The organism is Dyella sp. 2HG41-7, assembly GCF_021390675.1.
Lineage (GTDB): Bacteria > Pseudomonadota > Gammaproteobacteria > Xanthomonadales > Rhodanobacteraceae > Dyella_B.
Genome location: NZ_JAJEJV010000004.1, coordinates 3307900 through 3325932, shown reverse-complemented (window position 1 = coordinate 3325932; position 18033 = coordinate 3307900). Strand labels below are relative to the sequence as shown.

General features: G+C 61.4%; 16 protein-coding genes. 2 read left to right on the top strand and 14 right to left on the bottom strand.

Annotated elements, in window-relative coordinates; genetic code table 11:
- Positions 1-63: 63 nt before the first annotated feature.
- Positions 64-498: a DUF4870 domain-containing protein gene (locus L0U79_RS16350; protein WP_233843304.1), complete on the top strand. Its 435-nt coding sequence runs from the start codon at positions 64-66 to the stop codon at positions 496-498.
- A 65-nt stretch (positions 499-563) separates the two neighbouring features.
- On the opposite strand, the gene L0U79_RS16345 is transcribed toward L0U79_RS16350, so the two are convergent.
- Positions 564-821: an exodeoxyribonuclease VII small subunit gene (locus L0U79_RS16345; protein WP_233843303.1), complete on the bottom strand. Its 258-nt coding sequence runs from the start codon at positions 819-821 to the stop codon at positions 564-566.
- Between the two features lie 208 nt (positions 822-1029).
- Between L0U79_RS16345 and L0U79_RS16340 the strand changes: the two genes are divergently transcribed.
- Complete coding sequence (locus tag L0U79_RS16340; RefSeq protein ID WP_233843302.1) at positions 1030-2319, top strand: MFS transporter; 1290 nt, start codon at positions 1030-1032, stop codon at positions 2317-2319.
- Positions 2320-2326: 7 nt separating this feature from the next.
- Here L0U79_RS16340 and tilS read toward each other — a convergent pair whose 3' ends face one another.
- The 13 genes from tilS to rseP form a co-directional block, all read right to left on the bottom strand.
- Positions 2327-3631, bottom strand: a complete 1305-nt coding sequence (gene tilS / locus L0U79_RS16335) for a tRNA lysidine(34) synthetase TilS (protein WP_233843301.1) — start codon at positions 3629-3631, stop codon at positions 2327-2329.
- Positions 3628-4377, bottom strand: a complete 750-nt coding sequence (locus L0U79_RS16330) for an NYN domain-containing protein (protein WP_233843300.1) — start codon at positions 4375-4377, stop codon at positions 3628-3630. Before L0U79_RS16330 ends, tilS begins: the two co-directional genes overlap by 4 nt.
- A 98-nt stretch (positions 4378-4475) precedes the next feature.
- Positions 4476-5432, bottom strand: coding sequence for an acetyl-CoA carboxylase carboxyltransferase subunit alpha (locus L0U79_RS16325; RefSeq protein WP_233843299.1), 957 nt, complete (start codon positions 5430-5432; stop codon positions 4476-4478).
- Positions 5433-5549: 117 nt separating this feature from the next.
- Positions 5550-9092 (bottom strand): DNA polymerase III subunit alpha, encoded by a 3543-nt coding sequence (gene dnaE / locus L0U79_RS16320; RefSeq protein ID WP_233843298.1) that lies wholly within the window; start codon positions 9090-9092, stop codon positions 5550-5552.
- Positions 9093-9218: 126 nt separating this feature from the next.
- Complete coding sequence (locus L0U79_RS16315; RefSeq protein ID WP_233843297.1) at positions 9219-9416, bottom strand: hypothetical protein; 198 nt, start codon at positions 9414-9416, stop codon at positions 9219-9221.
- A gap of 210 nt (positions 9417-9626) precedes the next feature.
- Entirely contained in the window at positions 9627-10253 is a 627-nt protein-coding gene (gene rnhB, locus L0U79_RS16310) for a ribonuclease HII (RefSeq protein WP_233843296.1), read from the bottom strand.
- A gap of 15 nt (positions 10254-10268) precedes the next feature.
- A complete protein-coding gene (gene lpxB, locus L0U79_RS16305; RefSeq protein ID WP_233843931.1) occupies positions 10269-11486 on the bottom strand; it encodes a lipid-A-disaccharide synthase in 1218 nt (405 codons plus the stop codon).
- 66 nt (positions 11487-11552) lie between these two features.
- On the bottom strand, positions 11553-12326 hold the full coding sequence (gene lpxA, locus L0U79_RS16300) for an acyl-ACP--UDP-N-acetylglucosamine O-acyltransferase (RefSeq protein WP_233843295.1): 774 nt from the start codon (positions 12324-12326) through the stop codon (positions 11553-11555).
- Complete coding sequence (gene fabZ, locus L0U79_RS16295) at positions 12323-12796, bottom strand: 3-hydroxyacyl-ACP dehydratase FabZ (RefSeq protein ID WP_233843294.1); 474 nt, start codon at positions 12794-12796, stop codon at positions 12323-12325. Before fabZ ends, lpxA begins: the two co-directional genes overlap by 4 nt.
- Positions 12789-13817: a UDP-3-O-(3-hydroxymyristoyl)glucosamine N-acyltransferase gene (gene lpxD / locus L0U79_RS16290; protein WP_233843293.1), complete on the bottom strand. Its 1029-nt coding sequence runs from the start codon at positions 13815-13817 to the stop codon at positions 12789-12791. Before lpxD ends, fabZ begins: the two co-directional genes overlap by 8 nt.
- A 136-nt stretch (positions 13818-13953) precedes the next feature.
- On the bottom strand, positions 13954-16386 hold the full coding sequence (bamA, locus tag L0U79_RS16285) for an outer membrane protein assembly factor BamA (RefSeq protein WP_233843292.1): 2433 nt from the start codon (positions 16384-16386) through the stop codon (positions 13954-13956).
- Between the two features lie 16 nt (positions 16387-16402).
- Positions 16403-16600: a hypothetical protein gene (locus L0U79_RS16280; RefSeq protein ID WP_233843291.1), complete on the bottom strand. Its 198-nt coding sequence runs from the start codon at positions 16598-16600 to the stop codon at positions 16403-16405.
- Positions 16601-16605: 5 nt separating this feature from the next.
- Entirely contained in the window at positions 16606-17955 is a 1350-nt protein-coding gene (gene rseP / locus L0U79_RS16275; RefSeq protein ID WP_233843290.1) for an RIP metalloprotease RseP, read from the bottom strand.
- Positions 17956-18033 lie beyond the last annotated feature (78 nt).

Below are 18033 nucleotides of genomic sequence, written 5' to 3'. Positions count from 1 at the left end.
CCGGCTGCTAGGATGCAAACACCGGCACTGGCCGGCGTTTGCACGACTTGAAAGGAGATGCGTATGAGCGTTCCGCCCGAGTCCGTTGTACCGCCTCCACCGAGCGAACCCTACGGTGGGGACATCCCGGCCGAAGAGCGCACCTGGGCCATGATGGCTCACCTCTCCGCGCTGCTGGGCGCCTTGGTTACCGTTACGTTCGGCCATGGCTGGGCCTGTTTCATCGGTCCGTTGGTGATCTGGCTGGTGAAGAAAGACACCATGCCTTTCGTCAATGATCAGGCGAAGGAAGCGCTGAATTTCAATATCACTGTGGCGATCGCGACGCTGGTGCTGCTGATTCTTTCCATCGTCACCTTCGGCATCGGATTGATCATCGCGATTCCGATGTGGGTGATCATTTGGATTGCGTGGCTAGTGCTCACGGTTGTTGCAGGGATGAAGGCCAACGAAGGCGTGCGCTATCGCTATCCGTTTGCATTGCGGCTCATCAAGTAACCGATGCGCCAAGAGGGGCGGCCGATGCGCCGCCCGTCGGATTGCGTCAAACAAGAAAACCGCTCTTACGCTTCGGGCTTGAACGGTTCGGCGGTGTCCGGCGCGTCTGGATCGAGCAGAAGGCGCACGCGCAGTTCAGCCTGGTCGAGCGCCTGCTGGCAGTGACGATACAGGCCAACGCCTCGCTCGAAGGCGCTCAGCGATTCGTCCAGACTCATTTCGCCACCCTCCATGCGCCCGACCAGTTGTTCCAGTTCGTCGAGCGAGTGCTCGAAGTCGGCGACGGGGGGCGTTTGGGCGGGTGCGGAAGTGGGTTTGGCCATGGCCGGCAACGCTAACGCAGCGACATGTCGGAATCAATCGCAATCGCTCGTCGATGTGATGTAGCCATGCGGATTATTCGACACTACGTCGGGAGTATGTCTTTCGTTAGTTCTCGGGGTACTTGATTTCGATATATCGAAGTTATATCGTGCGTTACTGTCCCCAGGTCCCCCGGCATTCGGCATCGATGTGCCCTAGGAGCTTTTTGTGACCCATAGTTCGTCGATACAAACCGCCGGATCGGGCGGCACGGGTTTTTCCGGCTATCAGAAATTCGTGGTGGCCGTGCTGGCGTTTTTGCAGTTCACCATCGTGCTGGATTTCATGCTGCTAGCGCCATTGGGCGCGCTGGTCACGCCGGCGTTGCACATCACGCCCGGCCAATTCGGCGACGTGGTGTCGGCGTATGCGTTCGCGGCTGGCGTGTCGGGCATTCTCGCGGCGGGTTTCGCCGATCGCTTCGATCGAAAGAAACTGCTGCTGATCTTCTACACCGGCTTCATGACAGGCACTTTGCTTTGCGCGTTGGCGCATACCTACATCACGCTGCTGCTGGCGCGCATGGTGACGGGTTTGTTCGCCGGTGTGGTGAGCGCGGCGTCGATGGCGATCGTCACGGATCTCTTTCCGCTCTCGATGCGCGGTCGCGTGATGGGATTTATTCAAACGGCTTTCGCGGCCAGCACGGTGCTGGGCTTGCCGCTGAGCTTGTGGATGTCGAGTCGTTGGGGCTGGAATTCCCCGTTCTTCCTGATCGTGGCCGTGTGTGCGCTGGTCGGCGGCATCATCTTTGGACGACTGCGCCCGGTGAATGCGCACCTGACCCTGCATCCTGACCGCAATCCGCTGCATCACTTGCTGCAAACGCTCACGACGCGCCCCTATCTGATCGGTTTTGCGACCACCGCGATGTTGACCATCGGCGGCTTTTTGCTGATGCCGTATTCCACGCTGTTTATCGTGCATAACGTCGGCATTTCGGTGGATCAGCTGTCGATCGTGTATCTGGTGACGGGGCTGGTCTCGGCGTTTATGGGCCCGTTGATCGGGCGAGCCAGCGACGCGTTCGGCAAGTACCGAGTGTTCGCGTTCGGTTGCGCGGCGACGATTGTGATGGTGTTGATCTACACGCGCATGTCGAATGTTGGGTTGTGGATGCTGATCCTGATCAGTGCGTTGCTACAGATCGGCATTTTCTCGCGCATGATTTCGTCGTCGGCATTGATGTCGGCGTTGCCGAAACCGGCCGACCGCGGCGCGTACATGTCGATCAGTTCGTCGTTGCAGCAAATGTCGGGTGGTCTTGCGGCGATGCTCGGTGGCTTGGTGGTGGCGCAAGCGAGCGACGGTCGCCTGCTGCATTTCGAAATACTGGGCGACGTGCTTGTCTGCACCACGCTGCTGTCGTTCGTGTTGATGTATTTCGTCAACCGCCGCGTGACGGGCGCAGCCATCGCACCGGCTGCTCCGCCGATGGAAAGCGAAACCGGGCATTGAGCATGCCTTAGCGGCCGGGTCGCCAATGCGGCCGGCCGCCTGCTTCGCGAAAGAGAGTTTCCGCACGCGCCGTCAACCAGCGATCGGCCACCGCGATCAGTTCATCGCCTTCGTACAGCAACGGACAAACGTCACGCCGCCACGGTGGAATGGCTCCCGTCTGGAACAACGAACGAAGATCGCGCGTGTGATGATCGCCAGCCGGTTTGATTCGCTCTCCGCCGCTGCGCCAGCGAACACTCAACGCAAGAGGAAGCTGCGCATGCGGTTTCAGTGTCAGCGAACCGCCATCGGGCAGCGATAGCGATTCGCCTTGCCAAGGCAACGCGTTTTGCGTTGGCGCCGTGCGACGCGGCGTCAGCGCCCACAAGCGATTTTTCCATACATGCACTTCGGCGCCGGGCCATTGAATGCACGGCAATTGGCCTTCCTGTGCCGTGCATTGTCGTTCGATCTGTTGTCGTTGCGCGGTGGTCGGCGCGGTCAGGCCTTGGGCATGCAACCAATGCGCGAGCAATGGGTCGCGCAAGGCCGGCGGCAGCGCAAGCCAACCGGGTGCGTTGAGGCTGTTGGTGGTGTCGTCGCGCAACATCTCGAAGGCGACCAGCCAATCCTGCTGCAACGTATCGGCCGCCGCGCGGCACAGCATCGCGCTATGCGTAACGGAGATCGCGGCATGCGGCCAATGCGATGTCAGCAGCGGAATGACTTCGTGACGCAGATGGTTGCGGGCAAGTTGCCGGTCGTCGTTGGAAGGGTCGTGAATACACGCGAGATCGTGTGCGTCGGCGTAGTCGCGCAAGACGCGTCGCGGCACATTCAAGAGCGGTCGCCACGCGATGCCTTCACCGAGCGGACGTTCGCTGCGCATGCCGCCAAGACCTTCCGGCCCTGCGCCGCGCAGCAGTTTGAGTAGCACGGTTTCCATCTGGTCATCCTGGTGATGACCGAAAACCAGGCGTTCGTTCGCGTGCAGGTGAGCTGCGAAGATTTCATAACGCGCGTGTCGCGCAGCCGCTTCCAACCCGATGCCGCCGGAGCGATCGACCTTGGCCATGTACACGTCGCACGTGAGCCCGAGCGCAGCACTGAACGCGCGGCAATGCGCGGACCAACGCGCGCTTTCCGCATGCAGTCCATGATCCACGTGCAAGGCGCGCAAGCCCCGTGCGCGCGCTTCGGGCATGTGTGCCAAGGCGTGCAGCACGGCGGTCGAATCGGGGCCGCCGCTGAAAGCCACGCAAAGTTGGCCTTCGGGATGCTCGCGCAACGCCTGCTGCAGCGTATCAAGCAAAGTCGCGTCACTATTCACGCGGCACTCGTCGATTTTCGCTTGTTGCGTACATAGATCGCCTTCGGGCGACCTTCGCCGGGGCTGCGTCGATCCAGCTCGAACAAATCGATCGCCGCGATCAGATCGCTGAGCTTCCCGTAACCGTAACTGCGAGAGTCGAAATTCGGGCGCTGTTTGGTGATGATCGAACCGACGCCGCCGAGCCCCGCCCAGCCTTCGTCGTCGGACGCGGCGTTGATGGCGTTGCGCAGCAGGTTGATCAGGCCGCCATCTTTTTTCAATTGCGCCGGCGCGCGCGGTTTGAGCGGCTGTTCTTCGTCGGGCTTGGCGGCGAGAATGTCGGTGTAGATGAATTTGTCGCACGCGGCGACGAACGGCTCTGGCGTTTTGCGTTCGCCAAAACCGTAGACGATCAAACCCGATTCGCGAATGCGCGCCGCCAGCCGCGTGAAATCGCTATCGCTGGAAACGATGCAGAAGCCGTCGAAGCGGCCGGTGTACAAGAGATCCATCGCATCGATGATCATCGCCGAGTCGGTGGCGTTTTTGCCGCTGGTGTAACTGAATTGCTGAATCGGTTGGATGGATTGCGTGAGCAATTGTTCTTTCCAGCTCTTCAGCTGGTTGCCGGTCCAATCGCCGTAAGCGCGTTTGACATGCGCGGTGCCGTATTTCGCAACCTCAGCCAGCAGACCGTCGGAGATGGCCGGTTGCGTGTTGTCGGCATCGATCAGGACGGCGAGCTTGATACTGTCGCTGGCCATGGCGGCCTCCTGCGGAGTGGGCGAAGCGGATCATAGCGCCTCGCCCCGAGGCGATCTGTGCATGCGCAGGTCGATGTCATCGACGCTGCGCCGTCCGCTTACTCGCTGTAGGCGCCGTAGCTGCGCAAGCGGCGATAGCGCTGTTCGAGAAGTTCTGGCACGGGGATCGCTTCCAGCGCGTCCAGTTCGTTGAGCAGCACGGCTTTGAGGCGTACGGCCATCGAATGAGGATTGCGATGCGCGCCGCCGAACGGTTCGCGCACGACTTTGTCGATCAGGCCCAGCTCCAGCAGACGCGGAGCGATCAGGCCCAGCGCTTCGGCGGCGTCTTTGGCTTTCTCGGCGCTCTTCCAGAGAATCGATGCGCAGCCTTCGGGCGAAATCACCGAGTATGTGGAGTACTGCAGCATGATAGTGCGATCGCCGACGCCGATCGCGAGCGCGCCGCCGGAGCCGCCTTCGCCGATCACCGTGCAGATGATCGGCACTTTCAGCTCGGCCATTTCCAAGAGATTGCGCGCGATGGCTTCGCTCTGTCCGCGTTCTTCCGCACCAACGCCCGGGTAGGCGCCTGGCGTGTCGATCAAGGTGAACAGCGGAAGTTTGAAGCGTTCGGCGAGCTTCATCAGACGCAACGCTTTGCGATAACCCTCGGGCCGGGGCATGCCGAAATTGCGGCGGACCTTGCCTTTGGTGTCGCGTGCTTTCTGATGGCCGATGATGACGACCGAACGTCCGTTGATGCGACCGATGCCGCCCACGATGGCCGCGTCGTCGGAATACGCGCGATCGCCGGCCAGTTCGTGGAACTCATCACACATCACGCCGATGTAATCGAGCGTGTACGGACGACCGGGATGGCGCGACAACTGCGTGATCTGCCACGGCGTCAGCGTGCGGAAGATATCCGCCGTCTTGAGCTTGAGCTTCTCGCGAAGACGGCCGACCTCTTCGTCGATATTGAAAGCCTGTCCGCTGCTTGCGTGCCGGAGCTCCTCGATCTTGGCCTCCAGCTCGGCAATCGGTTGTTCAAAATCGAGGAAATTGGGATTCATTCGGACAAGAGGTGGCACAGAAGCGGCGCAGTATACCTGGGGAGGGTGACGGGGCGGGAACGGCGGCGTATGGCGTAATTCTTTTTGTCCCTCTCCCCTTGGGGGAGAGGGAGTTCGCTAGTCCGTGGACTTGACGATACGCACACCGGCGCCAAGCACGCCCGGCATACCGCGCACGGCGCGCAACAGCTCGGGAATGGCGTGCACCTTCCACTCCTGACCGAATTCGAAGTCCGCCTGCGCGATGGCGTTGTGATAGCCGCTGAGCAGCACGCTGGCGTTGCCGCCGCGATGCCCGGCCAGGGCTTGGCGGAACTGCGCGATGAAATCGGGGCCGATGCCATTGACCTTCACCTTCAGCAGCCGGGCGAAGCGTCGGCAGGCGTCGGCCAGCGTGTAGGCGCTGCGGGCGCGAACCTGGAAGCCGCCGCCGGAAAACTCGTCGATGCGCAGGCCGCCTTCGACCACCAGCATCTCGTCGCGGGTCAGCAGCGGGGCGACTTGCTGGTACAGCTCGCCGAAGAAGCTGACTTCGATGATGCCGGTGCCGTCCTCCAGGCGCACAAACGCGTCGCTATCGCCGCGCTTGCGCACGGCCACCACCATGCCGGCCACCGTCCAGGGCGTGTCTGGGCCGCGTCGGAAGCGGTTCTCGTCGCCATCGGTCTTGCGGGGGCGGGGCGGCTGGTAGCGGTCGGCGATTTCGCCGAGTGGGCAGGTGGCCAGTTGGGCCAGTTCTTCGCGCCAGGGATCGGTCGGGTGGCCGGACAAGTAGTGCCCGAGCGTTTCGCGCTCGCCTTGCAGTTTCTGCTCGAGCGGCCATTCGGGGGCGGTGGGCAGGTCGACATGTACGACGGGAGCGACGGCCGCCCCCATCATGGATCCGAACATATCGTTTTGGCCCGATTGGCGGTCGCGCAGATGCTGTTCCGCCGCCTTGATGGCGTCGGGCAACTGCAGCATCAGGCTCGCACGGGTGGGCGCCAGGGCGTCGAGCGAGCCTGACAGGATCAGCGCTTCCAGTACGCGGCGGTTGAGCTTGGTGGGATCGACGCGGCGGCAGAAATCGGCCAGATCCTTATACGCCCCGCCTTTGCGCCGTTCGTCGGCGATGGATTCGCACGCGCCTTGTCCGACACCTTTGATGGCGCCGAGGCCGTAGCGAATCACTTTGGGCTCGACCGCGACGAACATAAACTCCGACGCGTTCACATCCGGCGGCAGCACCTTGAGTTGAATGGCGCGCGATTCGTCGAGGAAGGTCACCACCTTGTCGGTGTTGTCCATGTCCGACGAAATCGTCGCCGCCATGAATTCGGCGGGGTAGTGCGCTTTCAGCCACGCGGTTTGATACGACACCAAGGCGTATGCGGCAGCGTGCGATTTGTTGAAGCCGTAACCCGCGAATTTTTCCATCAAGTCGAAGATGGCGTCGGCTTTTTCGCCGCTGAGTCCGTCCTTGGCGGCGCCTTCGCGGAATTTGGCGCGTTCCTTCGCCATTTCCTCGAGTTTCTTCTTACCCATCGCGCGACGCAGCAGGTCGGCGCCGCCGAGCGAGTAACCGCCGACGATCTGCGCCATCTGCATCACCTGCTCCTGATAGACCATGATGCCGTAGGTCTCTTTCAGAACAGGTTCGACGCGCGGATCGGGGTATTCCACGTCTTCGCGGCCGTGTTTACGCGCGACGAAGCTGGGAATCAGGTCCATCGGGCCCGGTCGATACAACGCCACCAGCGCGATGATGTCTTCGAAGCGGTCGGGCTTCGCATCCTTGAGCATGCGTTGCATGCCGGAGGATTCGAGCTGGAACACGGCCACGGTTTGCGCGCGTTTCAGCAATTCGTACGTGGGCACGTCGGTGAGCGGCAGCGCAGCGATATCCAGCGGCTCTTCGCCGCTTTTCGCGCGACGCTCGTTGATGGCTTTGACGGCCCAATCGATGATCGTGAGCGTGCGCAGGCCGAGGAAGTCGAACTTCACCAGGCCGACGGCTTCGACGTCGTCTTTGTCGTATTGCGTCACCACGCCGGCGCCGCCCGGTTCGCAGTACAGCGGGGCGAATTCGGTGAGCGGTTTCGGACCGATCACCACGCCGCCCGCGTGCTTGCCCGCGTTGCGCGTAAGGCTTTCGAGTTTCAGCGCGAGATCGATCAGCGTTTTGGCTTCTTCGTCTTGCGCGTAAAGTTCGCAGAATTCCTTCACGACGCGGTCGGGTTCTTTCTGCGCTTTTTCCGAGCGGCCGAGCGCGCACGACAACGTGAGATCGAGCGGGCGCGGCGGAATCAGCTTGGCGATCTTGTCGACGGCGTTGTAACCCATGCCGAGCACGCGACCGGAATCACGCAGCACAGCCTTCGCCGCCATCGAACCGTAAGTGATGATCTGGCTGACGTGATCGCGGCCGTATTTGCGCGCGACGTAATCGATCACTTCGTCGCGACGGTCCATGCAGAAATCGATATCGAAGTCCGGCATGGAAATACGTTCGGGATTGAGGAATCGCTCGAACAGCAAGTTGAATTGCAGTGGATCCAGATCGGTGATCTTCAACACCCACGCGACTAGCGAACCTGCGCCCGAACCGCGTCCGGGGCCTACGGGAATGCCGTTCTGCTTACCCCAATTGATGAAGTCCGCCACGATCAGGAAGTAGCCGGGAAAGCCCATCTTGATGATGACGTCCAGCTCGCGCTCCAGGCGCGCCTCGTAATCGGCCAGCGTGTAGCCCGCCGCGAGCGGCGCGTGTTCGAGGCGCTCTTTCAAACCGTCGCGCGCGATTTCGCGGATGTAGCTGGCGAGATCGTGGCCCGCCGGCACCGGGAAGTCGGGCAGGTAGTAGGTGCCGAACGTGAGTTCCAGGTTGCAGCGCTTGGCCAGTTCGATGGTGTTTTCCAGCGCTTCGGGAATATCCGCGAAGAGCTCGGCCATCTGTTTCGGCGTTTTCAGGTACTGCTGGTCGCTGTAGTCGCGCGGCCGCTTGGGATCGGCCAGCACGCGGCCCTGATGAATGCACACGCGCGCTTCGTGCGCTTCGAAATCGTCCTGCTTGATAAAGCGCACATCATTGCTGGCGATCACCGGCAGGTTGAGCGTGGTCGCCAGCGCAAGCGCCGCGTTGTTCCACGCTTCTTCGCCTTCGCGACCGCTGCGGGTGAGTTCCAGATACAGGCGTTCCGGGAACAGATCGGTCAACAGTTGCAGGCGCGGCGCAGCCGCGTCGGTGCCTTGATGGGATGCGATGCGGCCCACCTCGCTTTCGCGCCCCAGTAGCGCGATCAGTCCGGAGGTTGTATGCGGCGTAAGCCAGGACGCGTCGATCAGCGCGCGGCCGCCTTGCTGGCCTTCGCGCCAGGCGCGTGAGACGAGGCGGGAGAGGTTGAGGTACCCGTCGTGGTTCTGACACAGCAGCGTCATGCGCCAGGGACGCGGATCGTCCGGCGCGCTGATCCACAGGTCGCAGCCCCCGATGGGTTTGATGCCCGCCGCGCTGCAAGCCTTGTAGAACTTCACCAGGGCGAACATGTTGCATTCGTCGGTGAGCGCGACAGCGGGCGCGCCCGCCTGCACGCAGGCAGCCACCAGCGCTTTGATGCGGATGGTCGAGTCGACCAGCGAATATTCGCTGTGCAGATGCAGATGAGCGAAACGGACGGACATGGCTCGCACGCGAAGCAATGGCTCAGCCTAGCGAGCCGTCTGGGCGCGGGCAAGCATTGACAAGTGCGGGAAACGGGGAATGGGGAACATCATGTTCCCGGCGAGCTCCTCGTTTCCCGATCCAAATCAATGCACGTGAAACCGCTCGTCCTCGAAAAGCGTTCCGTTGTAGTGAGAAAGACTGTCCACGCGAAGCGGCTGTCGGTCGTAGTCGAGATGGCGCACTTGGATATCGACCTTGTCGGGCGTCGATTCGGCCGTGGCGGCGGACGGGTCCTTGGCGATCGGTTTTTGTGCTGGGCGGCGGCGGAAAGAAAGCATCATGGCATCCTCCACGAAACCCGGTGTCGGATGGGGAGTTCGGGCACCGGATGGCTAACGATGGCGTCCTTGCGGGACAGTGGCTGCGATGTTGTTGACGTTAAGAACGCAGCGACTTTGCAAATCCATTCCTATACCTGCTCCGATGCAGGAACAATAGGTAAGGTTGCATAGGAAGATGAACAACGCGCTATTTTTCCGCGTGTGTACCGCTCAGAAAAGCTGGCCTTGATCCACCAGCAATTTCACCGGCGCAAAGCTGCGTCGATGCTGTTCGCAAGGTCCCAGTCGTTTCAGCGCTTCCAGGTGTGCCGGCGTGGAATAGCCTTTGTGCTCGGCGAAACCGTAGCCTGGAAACTGCGCGTCCATCGTCACCATGAGACGGTCGCGGCTCACCTTGGCCAGAATCGACGCCGCGCTGATCGCCGGTTCCAGCGCATCGCCGCCGATAATCGCGCGTCCGGGGCAGGGAAGGTTTTTCGGCAGATGGTTGCCGTCGATCAACGCTTCCGTCGCGGCGGGTGTCAAACCCAACACCGCGCGGGTCATGCCGATCATTGTGGCTTGGAAAATGTTGATGCGATCGATTTCTTCGCGCTCGACCATGACCACGTGATAAGCGAGGGCGCGTTCGATGATCAACGGGAACAGTTGTTCGCGTTTGGCTTCGCTGAGCTTTTTCGAATCGTTCAATCCGTCGATAGGGCGCTGAGGATCAAGCACCACCGCGGCTACCACAACGGGTCCCGCCAACGGCCCGCGCCCAGCTTCGTCGACGCCGGCGACGAGCGCTTGCGCGATGCGAGCGGATAAACGACTGGCAGAATCGTTACGTTTCATACGCTCTCGAACGGATCAACGGTTTGTCGTGGCGTTCGCGTCGATCAGTTCGACAATCGCATCTGCCGCATGATCGCCGGCATGGCCGGGCAGATGTCCGCGCAACGCTTCATGCAATTGTTCGAATGCGTTGACGATCGCGCCGCGCCGCTCGCTGTTGCGGAACAGTTCGAACGCGGCGTTCGCGAGTTTGGTGGCGGTGAAATTGTCCTGCATCAACTCAGGCACCAACGTGACGTTCTTGCCCATCCCGCAGGCGCGCGCAAGGATGTTCGGTAGCGCGTACACATCGGTCTTGAGCATCTTGAGCACGCGCGCGATGCGATAACTCATCGGCGACACGCGATAGCCCACGACCATGGGACGCTTGGCGAGCATCGCTTCCAGCGTGGCGGTACCGGAGGAAAGCATCACGACGTCCGCGGCGAGCATGGCCTCGTGCGCGTGACCGTCGAGCAGGATGGGCGACGCATCGTCGTGCGGACCGCGCGCGAGCATGGTCTTGAGCGTGGCGAGCGCACGCGAGTTCGCGGCGGGGATCACGATGCGCAATCCAGGCATCGCCGTGGCGACGCGCCGCGCCGCATCGAGAAAAATGGAGCCCATGCGCTCGAGTTCCGACGCGCGGCTACCCGGCAACAACGCCAGTACCGGGACATCCAGCGGCAATTGCAGCGCGCGGCGCGCCGGCACGCGATCGGAAACGAGCGGAAAGCGGTCGGCCAGCGGATGACCTACGAAACGTGCGTCGATGCCGTGACGCGCGTAGATCGGTGGTTCCATCGGAAACAGGCAAAGGACACGGTGCACGCTTTGGCCGATTTTTTCCGCGCGGTTTTCGCGCCACGCCCAGATCGACGGGCTGACGTAGTGAACAGTGCGCAAGCCCGCGTGTTTCAGTCGCCGCTCGACGCCCAGATTGAAATCGGGCGCATCAATGCCGACCACGATCGCCGGTTTTTCAGCGATCAAACGCGCGACCAGTTCTTTGCGCAGTTTGAGCAATCGCGGTAGATGACGGACCACTTCCGCAAAGCCGAACAGCGAAAGTTCGCGAATGTCGTACCAGGATTCGAAACCTTGGCTCTGCATGCGGCTGCCACCGATGCCGACAAATCGCGCGTCGGGATAATGCCGGCGCAAGGCTGCAATGAGATCGGCGCCCAGTTGATCGCCGGAATCTTCACCGGCGATCAGGGCGATCAGTGGCGCGGAAGGTTGGGTTGTATCCATTTGCATCGACCGGACCTCCCCGCAAAGTGGTTTGCGTCGAACCGCAGCGCGCAAACCATGCGCATGTTAACGGGCCAATCCGCGCTCGCTGCGATCGAGAAAATCGAGCATGGCGCGCACGTCTTCGCTGTCTTTCGCTTGCGCGACCAGTTGCTCGCGCGCTTCGGCCAGAGAAAGGCCCGACGTATAGAGCGTGCGGTATGCGCGCTTGATCGCCGTGATGCGTTCCGGTTCGAAGCCGCGGCGTTTCAGGCCGGTGGTGTTCAAACCGCGCGGGCGACCGCCTTGATCGTTGGCCATCATCAAGAACGGCGGCACGTCGGCGCCGAGCAGGCAACCCATCGCGATAAAGGCGTGTTCGCCGATCTTGCAGAATTGATGTGCGCCGGAATAGCCGGAAAACACCGTCCAATCGCCCACTTCCACATGTCCGGCAAGCGCCGAATAGTTGGAGAAGATGGTGTGATTGCCGATCTTGCAATCGTGCGCGACGTGCACGTAGGCGAGCAGCCAGTTGTCATTGCCGATGCGCGTGGCGCTGCCGCCGTCGCCGGTGCCGCGATTGATGGTGACGAATTCGCGGATCAAGTTGCGATCGCCGATGATCAGTTCCGTGCGCTCGCCGTTGAACTTCATGTCCTGCGGATCGCCGCCGAGCGAGGCGAACTGCGCAATGCGGTTGTCGCGGCCGATCTTCGTCGGCCCCTGAACTACCACATGCGGACCGATGACCGTGCCGTCGCCGATTTCGACATCGGCGCCGATGACGGTAAATGCGCCAATGCTGACATTGGCGCCGATGACCGCAGATGGATCGATTTGCGCGGTCGGATGAATCATTTCTCCGACCTCGCTGCGCACATCAGCTCGCAGCTGGCCACTTCTTTGCCATCGACCAAGGTGCGCGCTTCGAACAGGCCCATGCTGCGCAGCAGGCGCTTGAGTCGCACTTCCATGCGAAGTTGATCGCCGGGCACCACCGGTGCGTTGAAGCGGGCGTTGTCGACCTTGGCCAAGTAGAACAACGGGCTGGCCGAGCCGCCTTTGAGGCGCGAACTGATCTGGGTGAGCAAGCCGGCGGACTGCGCCATCGCTTCCACGATCAGCACGCCGGGCATCACGGGATGGCCGGGAAAATGGCCGTTGAAGAATGGCTCGTTGATGGTGACGTTCTTCAACGTCACCACGCTTTGCTCGGGCACGATCTCGATCACGCGATCCACCAACAGGAACGGATAGCGATGCGGCAGCAATTGCTGGATCTGCTCCACGTTCACGGGCAGCGTGATCAGGGGGGTGTTGTCACTCATCGTTCTTATCCTTTTCCAGCGCCGACAATCGGCGCGCGTACTCGTCCAGGTGCTTGAAGCGCGCAGCATTGCGGCGCCACTGTCGGTTCTCTTGCAGCGGCACCCCGGAGGAATACTCGCCAGCCTCCCGAATGGAATGAGTCACCAGGCTCTTGGCCGTAATGGTAACCCGGTCGGCCACTTCCAGATGGCCGAGCACGCCGGCATTGCCGCCGATCATGCAATAACGGCCGATTTTCGCACTACCGGCCACCGCGGCGCAGCCTGCCATGGCGGTGTGCGCGCCAATGTAAACGTTGTGCGCGATCTGGATTTGGTTGTCCAGGCGCACGTCTTCTTCCAGAACCGTATCGTCCAACGCGCCACGATCGATGGTGGTGTTGGCGCCGATTTCACAATCGTCGCCGATGCGGACGCCGCCCAATTGCGGCAGCTTGACCCAATGGTCGCGATCGAAGGCGAGGCCGAAACCGTCGGAACCGATGACCGCGCCAGGGTGCGCCAGCACGCGTTTGCCAAGCGTGACGCGCGTCACCAGGGTCACACGCGCGACCAATCGCGATTGCGCCCCGACGACGCAGCCATAACCGATGATGCAATGCGGACCGAGGAAAGCGCCGTCTTCGATCACGGCATTTTCTTCGATCACACAGTACGGCCCGATACTGGCCGACGCGCTGACGCGTGCGCTGGGCGCGACGGTCGCTGTGGGGTGTATGCCGGGTGTCGCCGCCGGCAAACGTTCAAACAGCGCGGCGATGTGCGCGTAGGCGACGTAAGGATCGCGTGCGATCAGCGCAGCGGTCGGGCAGCTATCGACGGTGTCGTTATTCAAGACGACGACGCCCGCGCGGGTGGTCGCCAGCTGCGCCGAATATTTGCTGTTGGAGAGAAAGCTGAGCTGAGTCGGCCCGGCGCCCGCGAGCGTGCCCACGCCGTCGATCAGGCGCGCGCCATCGCCGCGGAATTCCAGGGCGAAGCGTTCGGCGATTTGGGCGACGCTGTATTGGATCGTGCTCAAGGCTTTAGCTCCACGGCGCAAGCCGCATTGTAGGGGGCGATCCCCAGACACGCATCTTTATGCGAATTCGCGATGGGCCGCAAAAGAAAGCGCGGCATGAGCCGCGCTTTCTTCAGGTCCAATTGTGCAAATCAGCTTAGAACTGGCTGCCGAAAGTGAACTGGATGCGTTCTTCGTACTGGCTGTCGCCCGGCTGAGAGCGGAACGGGAAGCCCAGGCTGATGATCAGCGGACCGATCGGCGCCTGCCAGTGCAGGGACACACCGGCCGACGCGTCCAGTGTCTTGGTGCTGAAGCTCTGGACGTTCTGGTACGCCTGGCCCACGTCCATAAAGACCGACACGCGAGCGGTGTTGATGTCCTTGAGGAACGGCAGCGGCAGATAGACTTCCGCCGTGCCGAGCACCTTGAACGCGCCACCGATTGGCTGGGCGTAGGTGTACGAGCTGCCAGGGCAGTAGCCGTTCGCCTGCGGCTTGATCGGTGAACCGTCCGTCGCGACGCCTGCACAAGCGCGCGGGCCGAGGGTGTTGTCCTGGAAACCGCGCAAGTCGGTCACGCCGCCGGCGTAGAAGTTCATCCAGAACGGGAAAGCAACCCTGTCGCCGGCCTTGTAACCTACGGCGTTGGCGGCGCTGTAGTCGGCCGTGGTGTTTTCGTATTTCTGGTTGCCGTAGGTGTCGCCGTAACCCATTTTGCCGTCCAGATACAGCACGAAGCCCTTACCAATCGGCCAGTAGTGGTTGGCTTCGGCATTGAGCGTCCAGTACTGCACGGTCGAGCCTGGCAGCGCCACGTTCACGCCGGCGGTCAGCTGGCCGCCGTGTGTCGGCGCCCAATACGAGTTGCGCGTGTCGTGGACCCAGCTCAGCGAGCCGGTCCAGGTGTGCATGGTCTGGTGACCCAGCGCGTTGATGTAGTCGACCAGCACCTGCGGCGTATAGCCCTCGTAGGTGTTGATCTTGGTGCTGGAGATGCCAAGGCTGCCGCTCAAGCGGTCGAAGTCGGTGACCGGAACGCCCAGCGTGGTGGAGAACGACTTGGTGCTGTTCGAGTAGCTGGCGTACTGGCTGCCCAGGCTGCTGTAGTCGGCTTTGGAGAATGTGGCGTTGTAACCGATGCCGATACCGTTATCGGTCAGATACGGGTTGTAGTAACCCGCATTGATCGACGTGAGGTAATCGCTGCGCTCCGCACCGATGGTGAATTGGTCGCCGGTGCCGAGGAAGTTTTTCTGCGATACCGAGCTCGAAAGGATGATGCCCGAATACTGCGAATAACCCACGCCGAAAGTCAGACTGCCGGCGGATTGTTCTTCCACCTTCACCGTCAGATCGACTTCGTCGTCGCTGCCGGGCACCGTCTGCTTGTCGATCTTTACCGTCTTGAAGTAGCCGAGCTGCTGCAAACGGATCTTCGAACGGTCGATTGCCGCCTGCGAATACCAGGCGCCTTCGAGCTGGCGCATTTCACGGCGCAGCACGTCGTCTTCCGTGCGCGTATTGCCTTGGAAAATCACGCGACGCACATAGACGCGCGGACCCGGCTGGATGTACCAGGTGATGTCCGCGGTGTGCGCTTGCTTATCCAGCTTCGGAACCGAATTGACCTTGGCGAACGCGTAACCGATGTTCGCCAGCAGCGCCTTGATCGAATCCGACGTAGCTTCGATGGCGCGACGGTTGAACAAGTCGCCGTCCTTGACGAAGACCAGCTTGCGCAAGGTGTCTTCCGGCAGGATCAGCTGACCCAGCAGGTGCGTGCCCGAGATTTTGTAGATATCGCCCTGCACGACGTCCGCCGCGATGTACATCGCGCGCTTGTCCGGTGCGATTGTGACCTGCGTGGAATCGACGCCGAAATCGGCGTAACCGCGATCCATGTAGTAGGACTGCAGCTTCTTCAAATCGCCGGAGAGTTTGTCCTGCGAGTATTGATCGTTCTTGGAGTACCACGACATGAAGTTGGTGGTGCCGGTTTCGAAGTTGTCTTCGATTTCCTTGTCGGTGAACGCCGTGTTGCCCACGATGTTCACTTCCTTGACCTTGGCGACCTTGCCTTCGCGAATTTCGATGTCGATGGAGACGCGGTTGCGATCGAGCTCCGTGACGTGCGGGGACACCGAGACGTTGTACTTGCCGCGGTTGTAGTACTGGCGAATCAATTCCTGCTGCACGCGATCGAGCGCCAGGCGGTCGAAGGTTTCGCCTTCGGACAAGCCGATTTCCTTCAGGCCCTTCTTGAGGTCGTCGGTCTTGATGTCGCTGTTGCCGCGAATGGTGAGCTTGGCGATCGAGGGGCGCTCTACCACTTTGATCACCAGGATGTCGCCATCGCGTTCCAGTTCCACATCGCTGAAGAACTTGGTGTTGTACAGCGCGCGAATGGCTTGCTGGGCTTCTTCGGTGGTGAGGCGGTCGCCTTTGTTGACGGGCAGGTAGTTGAACACCGTGCCGGCGGAGATGCGGTTCAGACCTTCGATGCGGATGTCGGAAACGACGAAAGGTTCAAGCGCGAGAACGCTCGTGGAAAGGGAGGCCAGCAGGATCAGGGCGGCGATACGCTTCATCGTCGATTCCGTTGTGTTATTTGGACGAGGCGGTTTTGCGGCCGCTTCGCTGCATTTTTTCCAAAGCCGAATTCGCGCCGGCCATTTTATTTTTCGCAGTTGCGCTTCGAGATACCGGCGAAAGAGCACCGGAAACCGCGCCACTGCGGGTGTTTCGCCACGCGATAAGAAGGTCGCGGCCAGCGTTCAACCGAAGGTTGTCGGCGGCGCGCATCCAACTCACGAGGGCAGGATGATGCGATGGATGTCGTTGTAGAACGCCAACCCCATCAGCGTGCATAGCAAGGCGATGCCCACGTACTGGCCCGCGATCATGGTCCGCTCGCTGACCGGGCTGCCTTTGATCAGCTCGATAAGGTAATACAGCAGATGGCCGCCATCCAAGACCGGAATGGGCAGTAGGTTGATGATCGCCAGACTCAGCGACACCAAGCCGAGAAACTCAAGGAAGCGATCCAGGCCCATTTGCGCCGCGGCATTGGCCACCTGAGCGATGCCGATCACCCCGGAGATGTTTCGGGTGGATGCCTCACCCGTAACCATTTTGCCGACCATGGTGAAGGTGTCGGTGGTGCGCTGCCAGGTCATGGCGAGCGATTCGACTAAAGCCTTGCCCGCGCCGTAACGCTGGATCGCCAATTCGGACAGGGGAGGACGCACGCCGATCACCCATTGAGGCGCGTTGTTAGCCACCGATTCCATGCGTGCGGTCACCGCAAAGGTTTTCGATGCGCCGTGGCGGTCCACGGCGACCGTCAACTTCGGCGACTTCGATGCCGCCGCGACGATCTGCTTGCCGAGCTCGTTGAAATCTTTCACCGCGTTGCCGTTGATGCTGAGGATACGGTCGCCCGATTGCATGCCTGCCAGCGCCGCTGGATCGCCAGGCTCAACAATCGCCGCGATAGCCGGAGGAGGGGCGAGCTCCAAGCCCAGCCTGTCCATGTACTGGCCGACATCCTGGCCGGCCGGCAAGCGGTTGAGTGGCAGTACGAGCGAACGCTGCACGCCATCCGCGCCGCGCACGGTGACGGCCAGCGGCGTGCGACCGAGCAGCGCATTGGCGATGGTGTCGAACGAACCGCTCCACGTCGTGACTGGTTCGCCGCCGACGGTGAGCAACCGGTCGCCCGGTTGAATTCCTGCTTGGGCAGCGAGACTTTGCGGCGTCGCCGTCACGACCGGCGCGTAATCGGTACGTCCGAGCATAAACATCAGCCAGAACGCTGCAATGGTGAAGATGATATTGAAGCCAGGACCCGCCGCCACGATGGCGATGCGTTTCCAGATGGATTGCGCGGTGAACTCTTGATGGCGCAGCACCGGGTCGACGTCGCCTTCGCGCGCATCGAGCATTTTGACGTAGCCGCCAAGCGGAATCGCAGCGATCTGATACTCGGTGCCGTCGCGACCGATGCGCTTCCAGATAGCGCGTCCGAAGCCAATGGAGAAGCGCAACACTTTCACGCCGCAGCGGCGTGCGACCCAGTAGTGTCCGAATTCGTGAAAGGTCACCAGCACGCCAAGCGTGACGAGCAACCAGAACACTGAGCCAAGGAAGGGATTCATCAAAGCAGGTACGTCTCTCAGGAACTCAAAGCTTATCAGTAAGCGCCGCGAAGTACCCGTCAGGCGGCTTACTTTGCC